At 60.1% G+C, this 20,711-nt stretch carries 16 protein-coding genes; all 16 read right to left on the bottom strand.

The features are described from left to right. Positions 1-4 precede the first annotated feature (4 nt). On the bottom strand, positions 5-1,423 hold the full coding sequence (gene murC / locus DWZ15_RS03735) for a UDP-N-acetylmuramate--L-alanine ligase (protein WP_118449481.1): 1,419 nt from the start codon (positions 1,421-1,423) through the stop codon (positions 5-7). A gap of 97 nt (positions 1,424-1,520) precedes the next feature. Then, a complete protein-coding gene (gene murG, locus DWZ15_RS03730) occupies positions 1,521-2,636 on the bottom strand; it encodes an undecaprenyldiphospho-muramoylpentapeptide beta-N-acetylglucosaminyltransferase (RefSeq protein ID WP_118449479.1) in 1,116 nt (371 codons plus the stop codon). Beyond that, positions 2,626-3,987: a putative lipid II flippase FtsW gene (gene ftsW / locus DWZ15_RS03725; RefSeq protein ID WP_158572491.1), complete on the bottom strand. Its 1,362-nt coding sequence runs from the start codon at positions 3,985-3,987 to the stop codon at positions 2,626-2,628. Before ftsW ends, murG begins: the two co-directional genes overlap by 11 nt. A gap of 168 nt (positions 3,988-4,155) precedes the next feature. Then, positions 4,156-5,562, bottom strand: coding sequence for a UDP-N-acetylmuramoyl-L-alanine--D-glutamate ligase (gene murD, locus DWZ15_RS03720; protein ID WP_118449475.1), 1,407 nt, complete (start codon positions 5,560-5,562; stop codon positions 4,156-4,158). 9 nt (positions 5,563-5,571) lie between these two features. Then, complete coding sequence (mraY, locus tag DWZ15_RS03715) at positions 5,572-6,591, bottom strand: phospho-N-acetylmuramoyl-pentapeptide-transferase (RefSeq protein WP_089571579.1); 1,020 nt, start codon at positions 6,589-6,591, stop codon at positions 5,572-5,574. 3 nt (positions 6,592-6,594) lie between these two features. Then, complete coding sequence (gene murF / locus DWZ15_RS03710; RefSeq protein WP_118449473.1) at positions 6,595-8,019, bottom strand: UDP-N-acetylmuramoyl-tripeptide--D-alanyl-D-alanine ligase; 1,425 nt, start codon at positions 8,017-8,019, stop codon at positions 6,595-6,597. Positions 8,020-8,146: 127 nt separating this feature from the next. Then, positions 8,147-9,769 (bottom strand): penicillin-binding protein 2, encoded by a 1,623-nt coding sequence (locus DWZ15_RS03705; RefSeq protein WP_118449471.1) that lies wholly within the window; start codon positions 9,767-9,769, stop codon positions 8,147-8,149. 260 nt (positions 9,770-10,029) lie between these two features. Continuing rightward, complete coding sequence (locus tag DWZ15_RS03700; RefSeq protein WP_022094483.1) at positions 10,030-10,500, bottom strand: hypothetical protein; 471 nt, start codon at positions 10,498-10,500, stop codon at positions 10,030-10,032. A gap of 90 nt (positions 10,501-10,590) precedes the next feature. After that, positions 10,591-11,556: a 16S rRNA (cytosine(1402)-N(4))-methyltransferase RsmH gene (rsmH, locus tag DWZ15_RS03695; protein ID WP_006234266.1), complete on the bottom strand. Its 966-nt coding sequence runs from the start codon at positions 11,554-11,556 to the stop codon at positions 10,591-10,593. Positions 11,557-11,576: 20 nt separating this feature from the next. After that, entirely contained in the window at positions 11,577-12,011 is a 435-nt protein-coding gene (locus tag DWZ15_RS03690) for a division/cell wall cluster transcriptional repressor MraZ (protein ID WP_006234269.1), read from the bottom strand. Between the two features lie 461 nt (positions 12,012-12,472). After that, the gene (gene xerD, locus DWZ15_RS03685) at positions 12,473-13,414 is read right to left on the bottom strand and encodes a site-specific tyrosine recombinase XerD (protein ID WP_199580022.1); all 942 of its coding nucleotides are present in this window, start codon (positions 13,412-13,414) and stop codon (positions 12,473-12,475) included. A gap of 2 nt (positions 13,415-13,416) precedes the next feature. Then, positions 13,417-15,078, bottom strand: coding sequence for a CTP synthase (locus tag DWZ15_RS03680; RefSeq protein ID WP_055286060.1), 1,662 nt, complete (start codon positions 15,076-15,078; stop codon positions 13,417-13,419). A 178-nt stretch (positions 15,079-15,256) separates the two neighbouring features. Next, on the bottom strand, positions 15,257-15,595 hold the full coding sequence (locus DWZ15_RS03675; protein WP_040358312.1) for a hypothetical protein: 339 nt from the start codon (positions 15,593-15,595) through the stop codon (positions 15,257-15,259). A 256-nt stretch (positions 15,596-15,851) separates the two neighbouring features. Beyond that, a complete protein-coding gene (locus tag DWZ15_RS03670) occupies positions 15,852-17,333 on the bottom strand; it encodes a DUF1846 domain-containing protein (RefSeq protein WP_006234276.1) in 1,482 nt (493 codons plus the stop codon). A 605-nt stretch (positions 17,334-17,938) separates the two neighbouring features. Continuing rightward, a complete protein-coding gene (locus tag DWZ15_RS03665; protein ID WP_369833210.1) occupies positions 17,939-19,426 on the bottom strand; it encodes a YfcC family protein in 1,488 nt (495 codons plus the stop codon). A 138-nt stretch (positions 19,427-19,564) separates the two neighbouring features. Beyond that, positions 19,565-20,560, bottom strand: a complete 996-nt coding sequence (argF, locus tag DWZ15_RS03660; protein WP_117584234.1) for an ornithine carbamoyltransferase — start codon at positions 20,558-20,560, stop codon at positions 19,565-19,567. Positions 20,561-20,711 lie beyond the last annotated feature (151 nt).

The following is a 20,711-nucleotide window of genomic DNA, read 5'->3' as shown; positions in this document are numbered from 1 at the left end:
AGACTTAAGCGTCTTTCTTGGCAGTCAGATACTCAATGAACTCGGGACCGACGGTCGTAACGTCGCCGGCACCCATGGTGAGCAGCAGGTCGCCCTCGCCCACCATCTGCTCGAGCTCCTGATTGAGCTCAAGACGGCTGGAGCAGTACACGACCTCCTTGCCAGGATGCTTGGCGCGCACGGCATCGGCGAGCATCTTAGAGGTGACACCCGGAATGGGCATCTCGCCAGCCGAGAACACATCAATCAGCAGCAGTTTATCGGCATTGGCAAATGCATCGGCAAAGTCGTCGCACAGGGCCTGCAGGCGCGAATAGCGGTGCGGCTGGAACACGACGTCGACGTGCTTGTAGCCCAGCGACGAAGCGGCGGCAAGCGTCGCCTTGATCTCGGTGGGGTGATGGCCGTAATCATCGACCACGGTGATGCCATCGATATCGCCCACGTGGGTAAAGCGACGGCGGACGCCCTCAAAGCTCGAGAGCGCCTTGGCGGCGGCGTCGATGTCAAGGCCCAGGACATGGGCGACGGTGAGCACGGCCGTGGCGTTGAGCATGTTGTGGCGACCGGGATTGCTCTTGATCTCCACAGCGTGCTCAGTGCCGTCCTCAAAGCGAACGATAAAGTCACTCTGGATGCCCTTGACATCCGGGTGCACGCAGACGATGTCGTTGCTCTCGGCAAAGCCGTAGGAAAGCACGTGACGGCCCGTCGACTTGGCGAGCTCGACCAGATGCGGGTCCTCGCCGCAGACGATGACGGTGCCGTCCTCGCCCACCAGGCTCATGAATTTGGCGAAAGTTGCCTCGATCTCCTCGATACCCGAGTAGTGATCGAGGTGGTCGGCCTCGACGTTGGTCACAATGACCACGTTGGGGTTCAGGAACAGGAAGGAGCTGTCGGACTCGTCGGCCTCGGCGACAAAGTAGTCTCCCGAGCCGTTCTTGCCGTTCGTGTCATAGCCCTCGACGATGCCGCCGATCAAGAAGCTCGGATCCAGACCCATGCGGTCGAGCATGGTGGCGCACATCGAAGACGTGGTGGTCTTGCCATGCGTGCCGGCAACAGCGACGGTAGTGTAGCCGTGGCCCAAAGCAGAGAGCATCTTGGCACGGGGCCACACGGGAATGCCCAGCTCGCGAGCGCGCACGAGCTCAGGGTTGGACTCCGGAATAGCGGTGGAGACAACAACCACGTCGGGCTTGACCTCGTCGATCGTGGCTGCCTCATGGCCCACATGCACCTTCACACCAGCGCGTGTAAGCTGGCGGATATAACGTGACGTCTTAAGGTCGGAGCCGGTAACGTCATAACCGCGCTCGTGCAGAACGAGGGCGATGCCGCTCATGCCGGCGCCGCCGATACCGATAAAGTGGGCGCTCTTAAACTCGGGCGCGGAGGTTGCAGTCTGGGAATCAGCCATGTGCTCGTGTACTCCTTGCGTAAACACTGCCTGTAACCCGTTAACTGTACCGCACCTACCGCATCAGCGCGAGGGCGACCGACGATATCCCGTCTAACTAACGCAAACCCTCTACCGCATCGGCCAGAAGAGCGGCGGCCCTATCCTGAGCCAGACCACGCGCCGCCTGACGCATGACGTCGCGCTCTGCCGCGTCATCGACCAGGTGCAGCAGCTCATCGGCAAAGGCAGAACCGTCGATATCGGCATCGGCACAGAGCACGCCGGCCCCGGCGTCGACCAGATAACGGGCATTGGTGGTTTGGTGGTCGGCCGTCGCATGCGGATACGGCACGAGTATCGAGGGCACGGCGAGCGCAGCGATCTCGGCCACGCTCGATGCACCCGAACGCGAGAGCACCAAATCGGCAGCAGCCAGCATATCGCCCATGTTGTCGATGTAAGGCTGGACGCGGTAACGCTTCGCCTCCTCGGGCGTCAGCGCCAAAGCGCGCTCGGTCTCCTCAAAGCCGTCGGCACCCGTCGAATGCAACACATAGAGGTTCTTGCGCGAAAGCAGCCCGTTTTTGAGCGAAACCGCGCGCTCGTTGAGGTGCTGGGCGCCAAGTGAACCGCCAAAGACGAGCAGCAGCGTAGCGTCCTCGGGAACGCCAAGTGCCTTGCGGCCGCGAGCGCGATCGCCCTCGATCACCGAGCGACGTACGGGGTTGCCGGTCATGAGCACGTGGTCAGGGTCACCTTCGCGCTCAAAGACCGAGCGCGCTGCCGGCACCGAGATGCACACGCGAGCGGCGTGGGAGTTCATCATCTTGTTGGCCAGGCCCGGAACAGAGTTCTGCTCATGTAGCAGATACGGAACGCCTGCGCCCTTGCACCACCCCAGCAGCGGAACCTCGACATAGGCACCAAAACCGATGGCAGCATCGGGCTTGCCGACCTTTGAGAAATGACTGGCGAGCGCACGCTTGGCCTTGTTGACACGCCACAGCGAGGTCAGCGCCGTCCAGGGACGGGAGCGGTCGAAGCCCGTGACCGTAATGGGCACAAAATCAAACCCAGCCTCGGGGACCAGACGACCCTCGAGCTTGCGCGACTGGCCCACGAACACAACGTGGTGGCCACGGTCACGCAGCTCTTCGGCCAAGGCGAGCGCGGGGTTGATGTGTCCTGCCGTGCCGCCGGCTGCAATAGCAACGGTCATCTTATCGGTCATGGTAGTCCCTTCGTACACGCGGTCCCTGGTCGTCGGTGCGCAGACGCGCCGACGGGTCCGAGTTCAAATCGATTCGATTATATCCGCCGCCCGCGTTGCGAGGGCTGGGGCGCTGCGGACGACCTTGCGGCGCCGTTCGCTGACGCGGACGGGCTGCCGGCTCGGTCGCAGAGCCATCCAGAACGGTAAAGCCGCCACGCGAAGGTCGTTCACCGCGCACATGGGCCACGCCGGCGGTGCTCTCGTCCATAACGGCAAAGCTCTCACGGCGGCGGTCATGCTCATCGCGACGGGCGCTCTCGTACGAAACGCGCAGGATCAGACCGGCGAACATAAGCGACACAATAATCGACGAGCCGCCGTAGCTAATAAACGGCAGCGGCTTGCCCGTCATGGGAAACACATTGAGAATGCCCAGCGCGTTGATCAAAAACTGCACCGCAAGGATGACCGCGGAGCCAGACGCCATAAGCGCTCCGCGACGGTCGGTCGCCTGCTCGGCAATGCGAAACGCCGAGTAGATCAGCATCGCAAACACCAAGAAGAACAGCACGGTTCCGATAAAGCCAACTTCCTCGCCAATGATGGCCAGGATGTAGTCATTGTGCGCCTCGGGAAGATACGAGTACTTCATGGTTGAGTTGCCGATGCCACGGCCGAACAGACCACCCGAGGCAAAGGCCATGATCGCAAGCGTGGCCTGATAGCCGTCACCATACTCGTCGGCCCAAGGGTTCAAGGCAACCTGAATACGCACCATACGGTACGGCTCTGCGACAAGCGCAATCACGATCACGAGAATGCCGAAGATTATCACGCCGAGGATGAATTTGGGGTCGAGACCCGCGAACAACGCCATGCACATGAGGGTCAACAGGATGATCAGGACGGTACCGAAATCGGGCTGGATAAAGATCAGAAAGAGCGAAATGCCCAGGTAGATGCCCATCTTGCGAAGGAATTCGTTGATGTTGCCACCGGGCGAAAAGAAGCGGTCGAGCATGATGGCCGAATACGCGATGGCAAATGGCTTTAAAAACTCGGAAGGCTGGAACTGAATGCCGGCGATGTTGAGCCAGCGCGTGGCGCCACGGCTGCCGCTGCCCACCAAGAAAACCAGCAGAAGCAAGAGCATCATGCCGATAAGGAAGATCCTGAGCACATCCTCCCCAAACCAGCTGTCCGGCAAAACGCGCACGATGGCAATCAGCGCTAGAACACCGATCGCGGTAAACGCGGCCTGTCGACCCAAAAAAAACGTCGCCGAACCATTCTCGTGCAGTGCCTCGACCGAAGATGCCGAGTACACCATCAGCAGGCCAAAGCACATCAAGGTAAACAGGCAGGCCATGAATATCAACCGGGGGCGCATGATACGGGCGGGAACGCCGGCAATATAGCGTTCGCTAAACGACCGCCCGCCGCGACCGGAACGCGGTGTGCTACGCCGCGAGGAAGCACGGTCCGAGTCGGGCCTCCTCATACCTTGTCGGGGGCTCTCCTCTCTCACCGGCAACCCCTATTCCATTTGCGATTTCGCTGCAGCGGCAAGCTGGGCCACATAGTCCTTAAACACGCGTCCGCGCTCCTCATAGCCCGAGAACTCATCGAACGAAGAGCAGGCAGGAGAAAGTAAGATCACGTCGCCACGGCTCGACAGCGAACGGGCAACGTCCACGGCATCGCGTAGGTCATCCGCTTGGGCGATATCCACATCGCCATCGACATCGGCCTCGTCCATAGCGGCGGTGAAGCGCTCGCGCGCATCGCCAAAGCAGACGACCGAGCGCACGTTATCCATAACAACGCGCGCGAAGTCCGTGAGCGGCGTGCCCTTATCGTGGCCGCCGAGCAGCAAGATCACGTCGTCATCGGGAAATGCCGTCAGTGCCTTCTCGACCGCGTCGGTGTTGGTCGCCTTGGAATCGTTGACGTAGCGCACACCGTCAATCTCGCCGCACGGCTCCACGCGATGCTCGAGCGGCTGGAACGAGGCCAGACCGCGGCGGACACCATCGACATCGGCACCGACGGCCAGAGCAGCCGTGGCGGCACATAAGGCATTGATAACATTGTGATGGCCCGAGATCTTGAGCTCGGATGTAGCGATGAGCGGGGTCTCGACGCCCTTCAGGCGCACGATCATCTTGCCATCGCGCACAAAGGCGACATCCTCACCCTCTGGCTCGTCAAAGGCAACCTTGCAGATGCGACGACCCGGCGTGTAGATGTACTCATCGAACTCGTGAATGCCGGCATCTTCGACGTCGACAACCGCCAGATCGTCATCGACCATATTGTCAAACAGTTTGATCTTGGCAAGCGCATAGTTCTTATGGCTCTTATGCCAGCCCAAGTGGTCGGGAGTGATGTTGAGCAGCACAGCCACACGAGGGTGGAGCTCGGTGGTCGTAGCAATCTGATAGCTCGAGAGCTCAGCCACAAACCACTCGTTGTGGGCTCGGCCGTCAATCTCGTTGACCGGCGGCTCGCCGATGTTGCCGACAGCTACGCTGGCCTCGCCGGCAGCCTTGAGCAGATAATCAGTCAGCGACGTGGTGGTCGTCTTGCCGTTGGTGCCCGTGATGGCAATCCAGTTATCGGGCGACAGACGATAGGCAAACTCTGGCTCACCCAAAATCTGAGCGGCATGTTCGCGCCCGGCCTTAAAGAAGCCCGAGAACTCCGAGATGCCCGGGCACGTCACGCATACGTCATAGGCGCCCTCGACCTGTTCGGTCCCATAGACAAACGACGCACCAGCAGCCTCGAGCGCACGCGTGGCGTCATTGGGCTCAGAGGTGCCGCCGCCATACACGGTAACGGCGCTTACGCGCTCTGGATGTGCCAGCGCCCAGCGGGCGACATCGAGGCCGGATTTGCCCTGACCCAAAACGAGCAGGCTAAAGACATCAGCAAGAGGCATGAAAGACCACTATCCCAACTGGAAGAACAGAGCAAGGCCAACGGCACCAAATGCCGCAGCGATAATCCAAAAACGGATGACGACCTTGGTCTCGGCCCAACCCTTCTTTTCGAAATGATGATGGATGGGCGCCATAAGGAAGACGCGCTTGTGCGTAAAGTGGAAGTAGACAACCTGAATCATGACCGACAGGGTCTCAACGATAAACAGGCCGCCGATGATGAGGGAGACGACCTCGGTGTTGGTCATGATGGACGTGCAGGCAAACGCGGCGCCCAGGGCAAGCGAGCCGGTATCGCCCATAAAGATGCTCGCCGGATAGCAGTTGAACCACAGAAAGCCCAAGCAGGCACCGGCACACGCGGTGCAGAAGATGGACAGGTTCACGTCTCCGTGCAAAAACGCCATGGCAGCCATGGCGAGCATGGCGATCATGGAGGTGCCGCCAGCAAGACCGTCAAGGCCATCGGTCAGGTTCACGGCATTAGAAAGACCGGCAATCATCAGCCAGCAAAAGACAATATAGAGCCACGGGAACGAATAGCCGCAGATGGTAGTCGAAAGCACGCCAAGGTCGATCGTCAACCCACCGGGAAAACGAATCTCGGGGGCGACGCCGCACCAGTTGACGGCAAGTACCGTAAAGGTGACACAGATAATGGTTAGGCCGATCATCTTGGCATGAGGCGTCAGACCGAGCGAGCGCCCATGCGTAACGGAGGTCAGGTCGTCGATCAGGCCCAGCACGCCGGTCGCCAGCGTGGCGAGCAGCACAAGCACGAGCTCGGTGGTGAGCTTGCCCATCAGCAGGCAGGTCAGCGAGATCGCGACGAGGATGACAACGCCACCCATGGTGGGCGTTCCCTGCTTAACCAAATGACGCTTGGGGCCGTCGGCACGAACCTGCTGGCCGATACCCTCGACCTTGAGCAGCTTGATCCACCACGGCATGAGCAGCAGCGCAATGGCAGCGGCGATGCCAAGCCCCAAAAAAGCCTGATACGTTGGATACGAGGGATTGCCGAACATGGGCTAGCACACACCTTCCACAAAGCGGTCGAGCTCAACAAAGCGGGAACCCTTGACCAGTACAACATCATGTTTTTCAAGCGCGCCGCCCATGCGGTCGAGCACCTGCTGATAATCGGAGAACACCTGGATGCGGTCCTCGTCCATGCCCATCATGCGTGCGGCATCGGCCATAAGCTGGGCCAGCTCACCGCCCACGCACGCCAGCATGTCGAGCTTCTTGGCGGCGGCATAGGCGCCCACGAGCTCATGCATGCGAGGAGCCTCATCGCCCATCTCGCCCATCTCGCCCAGGATCGCCATGCGAGACCCCGTGCACGAAAGCGAGCACAGCAGGTCGAGACCGGCTGCCATGGATTCGGCACTGGCGTTATAGGAATCATCGATGACGCGGGCACCGCTCTTGGCGCGCTTGATCTCCTGGCGATGACCGGTGATTGTGAGGCCCCTAAAGGCAGCATCGATCTGCTCGGGCGTCACGCCCAGGCGATAGGCAACCGCGGCGGCCTTAACGGCATTTGGAACGGACTGCACGCCGGGGATGGCAAGCATGGTATCGATCGTCTCGCCCTGGCCAAAATCGAGCGTAAAGACCGGACGGCCCTCGTCATCAACACGAATGTCGCGGGCACGGACCTCATCGTCGTCCGAGACGCCGGCCAGCATCACGTCGATACCAGCAGGCCGGGCGAACGTATCGCGAATGAACGGCGTAAAGTCGTCCTCTCCGCCCAAAACCAGCAGCGGCAAATAGTCGCCGGCGGCGCACATGCCCTGGACAATCTCGGCCTTAGCGCGGGCGATGTTCTCGCGGCTGCCCAAAATACCGATATGAGAGGTGCCAATCTTGCTCACGATGGCAAGGTTGGGATTGGCGGACTGGGACAGGCGCTCGATCTCGTGGAAATGGTTCATGCCCATCTCGAGCACCAGGACCTCGGTATCGGCCGGAGCGGAAAGCACCGTGAGCGGCATGCCGATCAGGTTATTAAAATTGCCCTTGGTGGCCCAGACACGATAGCGCTTGGCGAGAACAGCGGCGAGCACGTCCTTGGTCGTCGTCTTGCCGATGGAACCGGTAATGCCAATGACCAGGCAGCCAAGCTCCAGGCGATACGCGTGCGCCAAACGCAGCAGAAACTCCTCGGGATCATCGGTCAGCAGGATGGCACAGCCCTTGTCCTGCGCCAGCGAGACCAACTCGGCATCGGGCTCACGCGTCATCACGACGGCGCCGGCACCCGACTGGACGGCACGGGAAGCAAAATCATTGCCGTCGACGTTTTCACCGGGAAAGGCGACGAAAATCGTTCCCTCCTCGACCTGACGCGAGTCGATAACGCACCCGCGGCATACCCGATCGACTTCTTCCGTCACGGTTCGGGCCCCCGTTGAGGCCGCGAGGTTGTTGACGGCGATCTCTATCATTGCAGCTCCCCTGTAAACCTAATAATGCTATCGGCGTATTGTATCCCAGCGCCGCGCATGCGTGGTGCAGGGCATGTGAACACCCCTCATATGGGACAACAAACCACGCCCCAAAGATTGTAACCCCCTACTTCGTGCGCGGGATACCCAGCACGTCGAGTGCGTTGGCCATAATGGACTGGAATGGCACCGCGGCGGCATCCGAGCCGCTCGGCGTTCCATCGAGTGTGATATAGCACAGCACCTTGGGCGATTGTGCCGGCGCAAAGCCCATAAAGGACGACATGTAGTTCTCCTTGAGGTAACCACCGTTCTCGTCAGCACGCTCGGCCGTACCGGTCTTGCCCGCCACGTCATAGCCATCGACCGCACCGCCAACGCCCGTGCCTTCGGACACGACCGTCTGCATGCACGATGTCACCTGGGCGGCAGCGTCCTCCGAAATCGCGCGCTCACCTTCGCCCCAGTCCTTCTCGTCGCCTTTGCTGGACTTATAGAAGTGCGGGGTCATCATCACGCCGCCGTTGGCGATGCCGCCCACGGCACGTGCGATCTCAATCGGCGAGACAGACAGCGCCTGTCCAAAGCTCATCGAGCCCAGGGTGGCGCCGTCATACTGGTCACGCTCCTTGACGATGCCCAGGCTCTCGCCCGGAAAATCGACACCCGAGCTGTGACCGATGCCCCACTTGTCCACATAGGCGGCAAAGTCGTCGGCACCGATCTTGCGCCCCACCAGGACAAAGCCCACGTTGGACGAACGGCGCATCATCTCGCGCACGTCCATGGTCATGGCATAGTCGCGCTTGTCGGCATCGGTGACGGTATCGTCGCCCACCTTGATGCTCGCCGGCACCTCAAACGACGTACTCGATCGCACGACGCCCAAGTCGAAGCCGGCGCCCGCCACGAGTGTCTTAAAGACCGAGCCGGGCTCGTAGGCGTCGGTAACCAGGCGCAGGTTCATATCCTCGGTCTTGGCGTTTTCCAAATCGGTCTGGTCGTAGGTCGGATACGAGCAGGCGGCGAGAATTTCGCCGGTCGTGGGGTCGGTGACCAAAGCCGAGCCGTTCTTGGCCTTTGTCTTCTCGACAGCCTCTGCCAGAGCGTCCTCAGCCGCACGCTGGATATTGACATCGAGCGTCGTCACGATATCAACGCCGTCGACCGCAGCCACCTTTTTATAGGCACCGCCCGCGATATAGCTGCCGTCCCTCGCGCGCTCGCGTACGAGAGAACCGTTCGTGCCAGTCAGAAGCTTGTTGTATTGCTTTTCGAGACCAGTCAAGCCGTCGTTGTCTACATTCACTACACCCAGCACCTGCGATGCCAGATTGCCGTATGGATATACGCGCTTCATGGCCTGCTCAAAAAGCACGCCGGGCAGGTTCTTCTTCTCCAGCACCACAGCATCGTCTTCGTCCACCTGGCGCTTGATATACACCCAGGTTCCATCGGACTCGACGAGCTTGCGGCAGGTCTTTTTATCGATTCCAGTTGCCTTGACCAGCGCCGACACCGTCTTGTCAACGTCCTCGACAAGTTGCGGGTTCACGGCGATGTTGCGACATTCGACCGACGACGCCAGCACGTTACCGTTGCGGTCGTAGATGGTGCCACGTTTGGCATAGAGGGTCTGCGCAAGCAGGCGACGCGCATCAGCACGCTCGCGCAGTTTATCGGCTTCGACAATTTGATAGTCGGCAAGGCGAAAGACGCCCAAGCCCAAGCCAAGCCCAATGAAGCCCATGACGGCTTTGCGGCGAGGCAGAGGCGTGCCTGTGAGCCATTCGGTCGACGAACTCTTGCGCGACCTGGTGTTATGCACTTGAGGGCCGCCCGAGCCGCGAAGTCGCGACGCCGGGTCGTTGCCACGGGACTGCCCGGCGTTGTAAGATTGCCGACCCGTTCCTTGATAACCAGAACGTCCCCGCGACGAGGGATGTCCAGAACCGCGGCCCCCATCGGAACCGCGGCGATAGTCATTTGTCATACTCAGCTACCGTCTTGCTACTGAGCGGTCGCGGTCGCGTTGGCGCCCGCGGCTGCATCCTGCGAAAAGTCAAGTGTAACGCTCTCGCTGGGCTCCACCATGCCATAAGCGCCCGCAAGGTCGCGAATACGCGTGTCGGCGCCATAGACCGAATGCATGACCTCCAGGTCGGAGCTCTCATCGGTCGCCTTTTCGAGCGTGTTGGTAAGCTCGGCGTTGCTGTTGAGCACCTGGGCCGTAACGCCGGCGAGCGCCACGCGGGCGACGCCGATCGTCATGAAGATGGCCGCAATGATGCAAAACGTTTTAAGAACGCTCATGAAAACCGGGCTTACCGCCTGGTTTGCCTGACGGCCCGCGCCCGTGTAGACATCAAAGCGCGGCGTGCGCTGCTCACGGGGAGCAACGGGGGCCTGCGGCGTCTCACGATAGGCGGGCATGGCGTTCATATCATAGGCGAGTGCTGCGCTTGAAGTGTTGTAGCCCATGATATGCCGCCTCCCATCCCGAGTACGTTGGTAGTGTGTTTAAGCTTCGTTTATGGTGCGAGCGGGAGGTCCAATATCGCGCGGTCGTGCCTACAGACGCTGCGCCACGCGGATTTTGGCTGATCTCGCCCGAGGGTTGCGCTCAACCTCATCAGGCTGGGCAACCAAGGGTTTGCGGGTGATGACCTTGAGTATCGGCACGTTGCCGCACACGCACACCGGAATCTCCGGCGGACACGTGCACCCCTGGCTCATCTCCTTAAAGTGGTTCTTTACGATACGGTCCTCGAGCGAGTGATACGAGATGACGCAGATACGTCCGCCCGGGTTGAGCCACCTGGTGGCGGCATCAAGCCCTCGTTCGAGCACATCGAGCTCGTGATTGACCTCGATGCGAATGGCCTGGAAACTTTTCTTGGCCGGGTGTCCGCCATGCCGACGAGCGGCAGCCGGGATACCCGCCTTGATGATCTCGACAAATTGGCCGGTGGTTTCGATCGGTTCTTGCTCGCGGCGGCGCACGATCTCGCGCGCGATCTGCGAGGCGAACTTCTCTTCGCCGTAGACGCGTAGAATCCGGGCGAGGTCGTGTTCGTTATAGGTGTTGATGACCTCAGCTGCGTTTAAGGTGTTATTACCCGGATCCATCCGCATGTCCAATGGGGCGTCCTCGTTATACGAAAAGCCCCTGCCAGGGATATCGAGTTGCGGCGACGAAACGCCCAAATCGAACAGGAAGCCATCGACCCCGGGCACCTCGGCCGAGCAAAGCAGCTCGTCCAAGTCGCCGAAGTTGCCCTTCAGCAGCTGGTGCGGAACGCCGGGAACCTCGCGGTCCAGACGGGCGCCAGCGGCCTCGAGGGCCATGTCGTCCTGGTCGACGCCGAGCAAAAGGCCCGTCTCCCCCACCTGCGCGGCCATCTTTACCGAATGGCCGGCACCGCCAAGGGTGCAATCGCAGACAACGGAGCCGCTCTTTAGCCGCAGCGACTCAAGCACTTCGCCGAGCATGACAGGTTCATGCCGATATTCTTGTGTCAAGATCCCACGCTCCATCCGTTACCCGTGCCTTGCCCTTACGAGAAGAAGAGGTCCAGCAGGGCCTCATCGTCATCGTCCTCATCGGCCGCGGCGCGATCCCAAACCTCAAGGTGGTCGTAGTTGCCCACAACCGTGACCTCGCGGTCGAGGTTCGCCTGCTTGCGGAGAGACTCGGAAAGACCGATACGACCGGCGCTGTCCACGTCCATCGACGTGGTGCGCTTGTTGATCGCCCTCATGAGCTTCTGGTCATTAATGTCACGCGGGTTAAAACCCTCGTGGCCCTCACGACCCGCGAAGAGTCCTTCGACCCACTTATCGAAGGCCTCGGCAGAGAACACGTACAGAGCATCGACATCCAGGGCTTTGAACACGCGAACGTGCTCTCCAAGCTCCTCGCGAAGGGGTGCAGGCAGGGACAGACGACCTTTTGCATCGAGATTGCGCTCGTATGCACCAGTCATTCCCATGTGCGCCCTCCCCTCGGTTACTCAGATGGCACGTACGCGGGGAACCACCCCGCCTGTCGACGTCATTAATAATATGGGGAACTGCCCCATTTTTCAACACCTTTCCCCACCCCTTCCCCCACCCCGCCCCACCACTCCACCCACCATATATTGCAAAACACCCCCAATCATATGTTCGAAAACACAATATGTTGTGTTTACAGCAACGGCGGGATGCCACCTGTGGCACCCCGCCTTTCAACCTCAACCTTCAAGTTGACCTTGAGGCGATTTTTGCGTCCCTTTACATGCCGTTCACATCGCCCCCAAACTCCCCCACCCAAGGCACGTGCGTCCCACCACCACGACGACAAGTGGCGAAAATGGGACGGGCCCCAGATTGCCCATGCGCGCGCAAAAGCACGCCGCGGCAATCTGGGGCCCGTCCCCAAATACCTATAGATATGCAGGCCAGCGATGTGTTAACGATGTGCCAGCGGGTGCGCTGCCAGATAGACCTCGGTAAGTTGCGTACGATCGACATGCGTGTAGACCTGCGTGGTCGATATATCGGCATGTCCCAAGATCTCCTGCAGCACACGGAGGTCTGCGCCGCCCGCAAGCATATGGGTGGCAAAGGAGTGACGCAGCGTATGGGGATGGAGTCCCACCAGCCCCACCTGGCGCCCATAGCGCTCACAGATGGCATGGATGCCCTGGCGCGACAGACGGCGGCCGTTCTTATTTAAAAAGACCGCCGAGGTCTCGGTTCCGTGGGCATGGGCCGCCAAGCGAGAACGCCCCTCAGTTAAATAGAGCGTCAGAGCTCGCGCCGCGCTTCCCACCAGCGGGGACAGGCGTTCCTTTGAGCCCTTACCGCGAACGAGCACAAAGCCATCGTCGATATGGATATCGCCCACATCGAGCCCCACCAACTCGCTCACACGCAAGCCGCATCCGTAGAGCACTTCCAAGATGGCATGGTCGCGCAAGCCCATCTCGCCCTCGGGGAAGTCTTGATCGAGCAGCGCCGAGACATCCTCCACCGATAGATACTCCGGCAAACGCTCAGCCTTTTTAGGCAGGCGCAACGCCGCCGTTGGATTTTGGGCCACAATCCCATCGCGCACCAAAAAGGCATGCAGGCCCTTCACGGCCGCAAGCGCACGCTCCACCGAGGCATCGGAATAGCCCCCATCGCGACGGTCGGCGACAAAGCCCTCCACGACCTGACGAGTCACCTCATCAAAAGACATGATGCCCGCCCGCTCCAGATACGCGCAGTACGTCGTCAGGTCACGACGATAGGCCGCAATCGTGTTGCGCGCCAAACCCCGCTCGACCGCGAGGTAATCGAGATACTCCCCCGCCGCCACGGCGAGCGACGAGGGAGTAGCTTCGGTATGTTCTTTGTTCGCCGGCACCCTTAGTCCGTAGCGAGGTTCATGGGCGTCACCTGCAGGCGATCGACGCCCTCGTGCTGACCGATCGAGGCACGCACGAACTCTCGGAACAGCGGCTGCGGGTTGGTCGGACGGCTCTTGAACTCGGGGTGAGCCTGGGTTGCCACATACCAAGGATGCACGTCGCGCGGCAGCTCGACCATCTCGACCAGGCGCTCGTCGGGCGACAGACCCGAGATAACCAAACCGGCGTCCTCAAGCTGGTCGCGGAAGGCGTTGTTGAACTCAAAGCGGTGACGGTGACGCTCGTAGACGAGCTCCTCGCCATATGCCTCGCGAGCAAGGGTATCGGCGGCGAGCTTGCACGGATAGGCGCCCAGGCGCATGGTGCCGCCCTTCTCGGTCACGTCCTCCTGCGAGCTCATCAGATCGATGACGCTAAATGGGCCGTCCGGATCGAACTCGGAGGAGCTGGCGCCGGCAAGGCCGACGACGTTGCGGGCGAACTCGCACACGGCCACCTGCATACCCAGGCAAATGCCCAGATACGGAATCTTGTGCTCACGGGCAAACTCGGCCGCGAGGATCTTGCCCTCCAGGGCGCGCTTGCCAAAGCCGCCGGGGACCAGGATGCCCGAGGCGTCGCCCAGAACCTCGGAGACATTCTGCTCGTCGAGGCTCTCGCCGTCGACCAGTTGGACGTCCACATGGCGATCGTAGAAGACGCCCGCATGGTGCAGGGCCTCGATAACCGACAGGTACGCATCGGGCAGCTGCGTGTACTTGCCCACGACGGCGATCTTCACCTTGTCGGCGTGATGGTTGGCGTGATTCTGTTTGCGCAGGAACTCATTCCACTCGCTCATGTCGCGCTCACGCGGGTCCAGACCCAGGCGCTCGCAAATGCGCAGGTCAAAGTCCTGCTCGGCAAGCAGCTGCGGAACATCGTAAATGCTCGCGCAGTCCTCGTTGGTAAAGACGCAATCGGTGTCGACGTCGCAGAAGCTTGCGATCTTCCCGCGGATAGCGTCATCGATATGGTGGTCGGAGCGCAACACGATAATATCGGGCTGGATGCCAAAGCTGCGGAGCTCCTTGACGGAATGCTGCGTGGGCTTGGTCTTGACCTCGTGGGCGGCGGCGATATAGGGAACGAGCGACACGTGGATGTAGCAGACGTTCTCGGGGCCGGCCTCCTTGCGGTACTGACGAATGGCCTCGACAAACGGTTGGGACTCGATGTCGCCGATCGTGCCGCCCAGCTCGGTGATGACTACATCGGAGCCGGTCTGCTCCTCGATGCGGCGGAACTTATCCTTAATGGCATTGGTGACGTGAGGAATCACCTGCACGGTACCGCCCAAAAAGTCGCCGCGACGCTCGCGGGCGATGAGGCTTTTGTAGATGGCACCGGTCGTAAAGTTGGAATCGCGGGTCAGGTTCTCATCAATAAAGCGCTCGTAATGACCCAGGTCCAGGTCGGACTCGTAACCATCCTCGGTTACAAAGACCTCACCATGCTGGAACGGGCTCATGGTACCGGGGTCGACGTTCAGATACGGGTCGGCCTTCTGCATCGTTACTTTGTAGCCACGCGACTTGAGCAGACGGCCCAGCGAGGCCGCGGTGATACCCTTGCCCAGGGACGAAACCACGCCACCGGTTACGAACACATGCTTGGTCATATTGAGTTACCTGCGCTTCCCGTAGAAGTTGTTTATCCACATCTTACGGGTCTTCATTGTAATACTCGCGCCGCGGACCGTCCGCAATTTTTCTCGCGCGCGATTGCATTTCTCAATCTTGAAACAAAACGCCGCCCGGTTTCCCAGGCGGCGTCGCTATGGCAAGGGTTACATGCTGCTATCGATCAGCAACCTCGTCCTCAAGCATTTCTTGAACGAGCATGCCGGTACGGACGCCCTCAAGATACCACTCGCCACGTTCGGTGAGGCAAATGCCATTTGCAAGCTGACCGCCGTCGTCGCTATAACGCGAGACGACATCAATCATGCCTTCGGAATCCAAGCGATCGATTGCGGCGCGGGCACGATACGGCGAAACCCCCACGCGCTCGGCAAGCGTTTTGCGCGAGAAACCATACGGCCCGCCATTGTCTTCGGTTTGCTGGTCGATCTCCATCAACACCAGCACCTCGACACGCTTCATATCGTTGACACTCGCACGACCCTTGCCCGCCATAGCAGCCTCCTCAAACCGAGCACGAGCATCTAACGCGCCGTGCGCGACCGACACACCTCACGATGGCAGGTAATATCCATCATGCGGCATCCCGCTAAGGATGAAACAGTTACGGTTATTGTATACCGCTCAAATTGTTTCTAGGCAGGTAAACGGCTATTTTTCGCCGAAATAGGCACTTTATTGATCAAAAAGCCGTACCGGGCGCTAACCCGATACGGCCAAACTGCAATGCAATTACCGCGGTGCTTCAAACTTAGCGATGGAAGAAACCGCGGCGCTCAAACTTGGGCTCGCAGCACACGTTGATACCCAGTTTGCGCAGTACCGTCTCGTCCGTCGGCGAGATGATCACGCTAAAGAAGGCATCGCAACCGCGCAACTGCTCCAGGCCCGAAAGGACGCGAGCGGCCGTCTCACTCGTGGCCGAGGTGATCGACAGCGCCATAAGCGTCTCGTCGGTGTGGAGGCGCGGGTTTTTGCTACCCAGGAAATGCGTCTTGAGCTTGCTGATGGGCTCGATCGCCTCATCGCTAATGACCTCGAGCTCAAGGTCGACGCCCGAGACATGCTTGAGGGCGTTCATAATGAGCGAACTTGCGGCGCCCAGGCGCGTGGAGGTCTTACCGGTCACCACGGAGCCATCGGGCATGACCATGGCACCCACGGGACCACCCGTCAGCTGTTCCCTGGTGAGGGCCGCCGAGCGTGCCGGTGAGTAGTTCTTATCGATGCCGGCTTTCTTCATAATAATCTTGAGACGGTCGACTTGCTCATCGCCCACGCCGGTACGGCGCACATTTTCGACCGCGGTAAAGTAGCGGCGAACGATCTCCATCTTGGAAGCGTCGCGGCAGGCATCGTCGTCGGTGATGGCAAAGCCGACCATATTGACGCCCATGTCCGTGGGGCTCTGGTAGGGGCTCTTGCCCAGGATCTTTTCCATCAGAGCACGGACCACCGGGAAGGCCTCGACGTCGCGGTTGTAGTTGACCGTGGTCTTGTTGTAGGCCTCCAGGTGGAAGGAGTCGATGATGTTGGCGTCATCGAGGTCTGCCGTGGCGGCCTCGTAGGCAATATTGACCGGATGCGTAAGGGGCAGATTCCAAACCGGGAAGGTCTCGAATTTGGCATAGCCGGCGGCCGTGCCATGCTTGTGCTCGTGATAGAGCTGAGACAGGCAAGTGGCGAGCTTGCCCGAGCCAGGGCCGGGCGCCGTCACGACAACGAGCGGTCGGGTGGTCTCGACAAACTCGTTCTTGCCATAGCCGTCGTCGGACACGATCAGATCGACATCGTGCGGATACCCCTCGATGGGATAGTGCAGCTTGGCGGGAATACCGAGCGCGTTCAGGCGGTTGCGGAACACATCGGCAGCGGGCTGTCCAGCGTACTGGGTGATGACCACGGCCGCGACAGCAAAGCCGTTGCCGCGGAACAGGTCAACCAGGCGCAGCACATCCTCGTCATAGGTAATGCCAAGGTCACCACGAGCCTTGTTTTTCTCGATGTGGTTCGCGTTGATCGCGATGATAACCTCGACATCGTCGGCGATGCTTTTGAGCATGCGGAACTTGCTGTCCGGCTCAAAACCCGGTAGCACGCGGCTGGCATGATAGTCATCGAACAGCTTGCCGCCAAACTCCAAATACAGCTTGCCGCCAAACTGCGAGATGCGCTCCTTAATATGAGCGGCCTGCAGCTCGATATACTTCGCGTTGTCGAAACCCTGGCGCATATATGGCTCCCGTCCCGTTTCGTAAATTAAGTTCCTACGCGATTATAACGGAGCCCGCCCTCCCCGATAACCAGACCATCAACAGGCACCAACCAAACACGCCATCGAAAAGTTGCGGTGAAATAGCTCCTGTTTAACCCCTCAAGACGGCCAAACGGGAACTATTCCACCGCAACTTCACCTTTTGGCGCAAAGTAACCTGACCCCTTTGCACCAACAGCAGAAACGTCGCGGGCAGAGAACGGACAGCGAACAGACACCAGAGCGAGCAAGCCGCCCCCTGCGCCAACAATGGCAGCGCCGCAGGTTGAGCATAAGTCAGCGAAAGCCCACCAGAGCGAGCAAGGTGACGTGAAAGAGGAGGGCATAGGCCTTTTGGCCATGCCCGACGATTGAACGTCAGATTGCCGCTCTGGCGGGCTTGCAGCGTCGAGTGGTTCCGGCGTTTGGTAAAACGCCGGAACACAAGAGCGCCTCCCCCCGCGCACGGAACGGGAGGAGGCTAAAGGTAGGAGTCTACCGGTGGGTTGACCCCACCGGACAGACGATGACCAGATGATCCTTTACAGGATCGTCAAGGTTTCCGTGGGGTACCCGTTGGGTACTTAGAGCATCACGCAAGCGACGGTCAGGATGATGGCGCAGACGACGGAGAGAGCGACGATGAGCTTAAGGGCAAACTTGAGCCAGGTCGTCCACTCGATCTTGGCCAGAGCGAGACCGCCCATGATGGCGCCGGAAGTCGGGGTGAACAGGTTCACAACGCCGATGGCGGCGGAGAAGATCATGACCATGACCTCGGGCGAGAAGCCGAGCTTGACAGCCAGCGGTCCCATGATGGGCATGGAGACGGTGGCCATGCCGGAGGTCGAGGGGATCAGGAAGGACAGGCCGAAGTAGACCAAGAAGCTCATGGGAGCGAAGATCACGCCGGACAGGCCGGACAGAGCATTGGCGGCAGCGTCGAGGACGTAGACGTCGAGGCCGGTGCTGGCCATGAGGACGGAGATACCACGGGCAAGAGCGATAACGAGGACAACGGACATCATGTCGGCAGCGCCGGTGATGAAGGTGTTGACGATCTGCTTCTCGGACAGGCCGCCGATAATACCGATCAGGACAGCCATGAGGAAGAACCAGGTGGAAGCCTCGTCGAAGTACCACTGGCCAATGGGCAGGCCGGTGATCAGGGCAGACCAGCCCTGAACGATGGCGTTACCGTCGGCGTCATAGACAGCGCCAGCATCGAAGAAGTTGGCGACGCCCTCATTGAGGTCGGCCAGCGGGATGAAGCCGACGATCATGACGACGAAGGTGAAGGCAAAGGCGATCAGAACACCCTTCTGACGACCGGTGAGCTTGACCTCCTTGTTAACCTCGGAAGCAGCCTTACCGTGAGCCTCTTCGGCGTCCTTGAGCTCCTGCATCGAAAGGATGGTGGAACCCTTGTCAGCCTTGACCTTCTTGGCATAGCTCATGACGAAGACGATGGACATGACGGTGGTAACAATCCACAGGACGGCACCGAGGCCGATGATGATGGACTGGTTGACCTCAATGCCAACGCCAGTCAGAGCGTCAACGGCAGCACCGACGGCAAACGGGTTAACCGTGGAGCCGAGGCAGCCGCAGCCAGCGCCGAGCAGGACGGTAGCAGCGCCGACCATGGGGTCGAAGCCAGCAGCCATCATGGTGGCGGCGAGCAGGGCGTAGAAGGGAACGGTCTCCTCGCACATACCATAGGTGGTACCACCGAGGGAGAAGATGAACATCAGCACGGGAATGAGCATGATCTCATTGCCCTTAAGCTTCTGCACCAGAACGGCAATGCCGTTGTCCAGGGCGCCGGTCTCGGTCATCATGCCGAGGAAGCCGCCGAGGATCATAACGAAGAGGCAGACGGGCAGAGCGTCAGCGAAGCCCTTGACCGGGGCGGTGCAGAAATCGCTCAAGCGGGCAGCGGTAACCGCGCCACCGGACGTACCGGAGACGATAACGGTGATAACCGCGACGATTGCCAGCAGAGCAAGAAGAATGGTGAACGATGAAGGCATACCGCGCTTTTTCTTAGCGGTCTCAGTCATAGTTCTCATCCCCCCTTCATAAATCATTTACTGATCTCGCCCGAAGCGGCTCTTCCGTGCCGTGCCTGCCGCTTGATGCGAGATTTTTACCAGATAAAACCGCTCGGGGTGTGCAGCAATACACCCCGAGCGAGATGCTAGATGCTCTTACTTGAGCGTGGCGTACATGACAGCCTTAATGGTGTGCATGCGGTTCTCGGCCTCGTCGAAGACCTTGGAAGCGGGGCTCTCGAAGACCTCGTCGGTGACCTCCTGCTCGGTGATGCCGAACTGCTCGCACTTCTCGGCGCCAATGGTGGTGTTGGTGTCGTGGAAGCTGGGCAGGCAGTGCAGGAAGATGGCACCCGGGTTGGCCATAGCCATGACCTCGGAGGTGACACGATACGGGGTGAGCTGAGCGATGCGCTCGGCCCAAACCTCGTCGGGCTCGCCCATGGAGACCCACACGTCGGTGTAGAGAACGTCGGCACCGGTAACGCCGTCCTTGACGTCGGTGGTCAGCTTGATGGTGCAGCCGTTGGCCTCAGCGATGGGCTTGCAGGCCTCGATGACGTCATCGGCGGGCATGCACTCCTCGGGGCCGCAGGCCACGAAGTTCATGCCGAGCTTGGAGCAGACGACCATGAGGGAGCGAGCAACGTTGTTCTTGCAGTCGCCCATGAAGACGAGGGTCTTGCCCTTGATGTCGTAGTTGAAGTTCTCCTGGACGGTCAGGATGTCGGCGAGCATCTGGGTGGGATGCCACTCAGTGGTCAGGCCGTTCCACACGGGCACGCCAGACTTAGCAGCGAGTTCCTCGACGTCGTCCTGGGCAAAGCCACGGAACTCGATGCCGTCATACATGCGGCCGAGAACGCGGGCGGTGTCCTCGATGGACTCCTTCTTGCCCATCTGCGACGAACCGGGATCGAGGTAGGTGACGCCCATGCCAAGATCCATGCCGCCGACCTCGAAGGCGCAGCGGGTACGAGTGGAGGTCTTCTGGAAGAGCAGAACGATGTTCTTGCCCTCGAGATAACGGTGCGGAACGCCAGCGCGCTTCATGTCCTTAAAGTTCTTGGAGAGCTTGAGCAGGTACTCGATCTCCTCGGTGGTGAGGTCGAGGAGCTTGAGGAAGCTACGGCCGGAGAGGTTAACACCCATGGTTCAAATCCTTTCGAAAAAATGAATTACGTAAATAGTAGCGGTGCCCGTTTGACGGGCGAAACCGGTGCGGTTGTAGGGGGACCGCACCGGAAACGGAAAGACTTAGAGGTCCTCGCGCCAGAAGGGCATGCTCATGCAGCGCGGGCCG

It is taken from the genome of Collinsella sp. AF29-7AC (genome assembly GCF_003475665.1).
GTDB lineage: Bacteria > Actinomycetota > Coriobacteriia > Coriobacteriales > Coriobacteriaceae > Collinsella.
The sequence above is the reverse complement of the archived record's forward strand: the minus strand, read 5'-3'. Positions and strand labels throughout refer to the sequence as shown.

Bases quoted from the DNA above. Each gene is read 5' to 3' on its own strand.
- DWZ15_RS03705 (WP_118449471.1), bottom strand. From the start codon at position 9,769: ATGGGCTTCATTGGGCTTGGCTTGGGCTTGGGCGTCTTTCGCCTTGCC.
- argF (WP_117584234.1), bottom strand. From the start codon at position 20,560: ATGGGTGTTAACCTCTCCGGCCGTAGCTTCCTCAAGCTCCTCGACCTC.
- rsmH (WP_006234266.1), bottom strand. From the start codon at position 11,556: ATGGAGCGTGGGATCTTGACACAAGAATATCGGCATGAACCTGTCATG.
- murG (WP_118449479.1), bottom strand. From the start codon at position 2,636: ATGACCGATAAGATGACCGTTGCTATTGCAGCCGGCGGCACGGCAGGA.
- DWZ15_RS03670 (WP_006234276.1), bottom strand. From the start codon at position 17,333: ATGCGCCAGGGTTTCGACAACGCGAAGTATATCGAGCTGCAGGCCGCT.
- ftsW (WP_158572491.1), bottom strand. From the start codon at position 3,987: ATGGCCTGCCTGTTTACCTTGATGTGCTTTGGCCTGCTGATGGTGTAC.
- DWZ15_RS03700 (WP_022094483.1), bottom strand. From the start codon at position 10,500: ATGGGCTACAACACTTCAAGCGCAGCACTCGCCTATGATATGAACGCC.
- murF (WP_118449473.1), bottom strand. From the start codon at position 8,019: ATGATAGAGATCGCCGTCAACAACCTCGCGGCCTCAACGGGGGCCCGA.
- DWZ15_RS03690 (WP_006234269.1), bottom strand. From the start codon at position 12,011: ATGGGAATGACTGGTGCATACGAGCGCAATCTCGATGCAAAAGGTCGT.
- DWZ15_RS03675 (WP_040358312.1), bottom strand. From the start codon at position 15,595: ATGGCGGGCAAGGGTCGTGCGAGTGTCAACGATATGAAGCGTGTCGAG.
- DWZ15_RS03665 (WP_369833210.1), bottom strand. From the start codon at position 19,426: ATGAGAACTATGACTGAGACCGCTAAGAAAAAGCGCGGTATGCCTTCA.
- mraY (WP_089571579.1), bottom strand. From the start codon at position 6,591: ATGTTCGGCAATCCCTCGTATCCAACGTATCAGGCTTTTTTGGGGCTT.
- murD (WP_118449475.1), bottom strand. From the start codon at position 5,562: ATGCCTCTTGCTGATGTCTTTAGCCTGCTCGTTTTGGGTCAGGGCAAA.
- murC (WP_118449481.1), bottom strand. From the start codon at position 1,423: ATGGCTGATTCCCAGACTGCAACCTCCGCGCCCGAGTTTAAGAGCGCC.
- DWZ15_RS03680 (WP_055286060.1), bottom strand. From the start codon at position 15,078: ATGACCAAGCATGTGTTCGTAACCGGTGGCGTGGTTTCGTCCCTGGGC.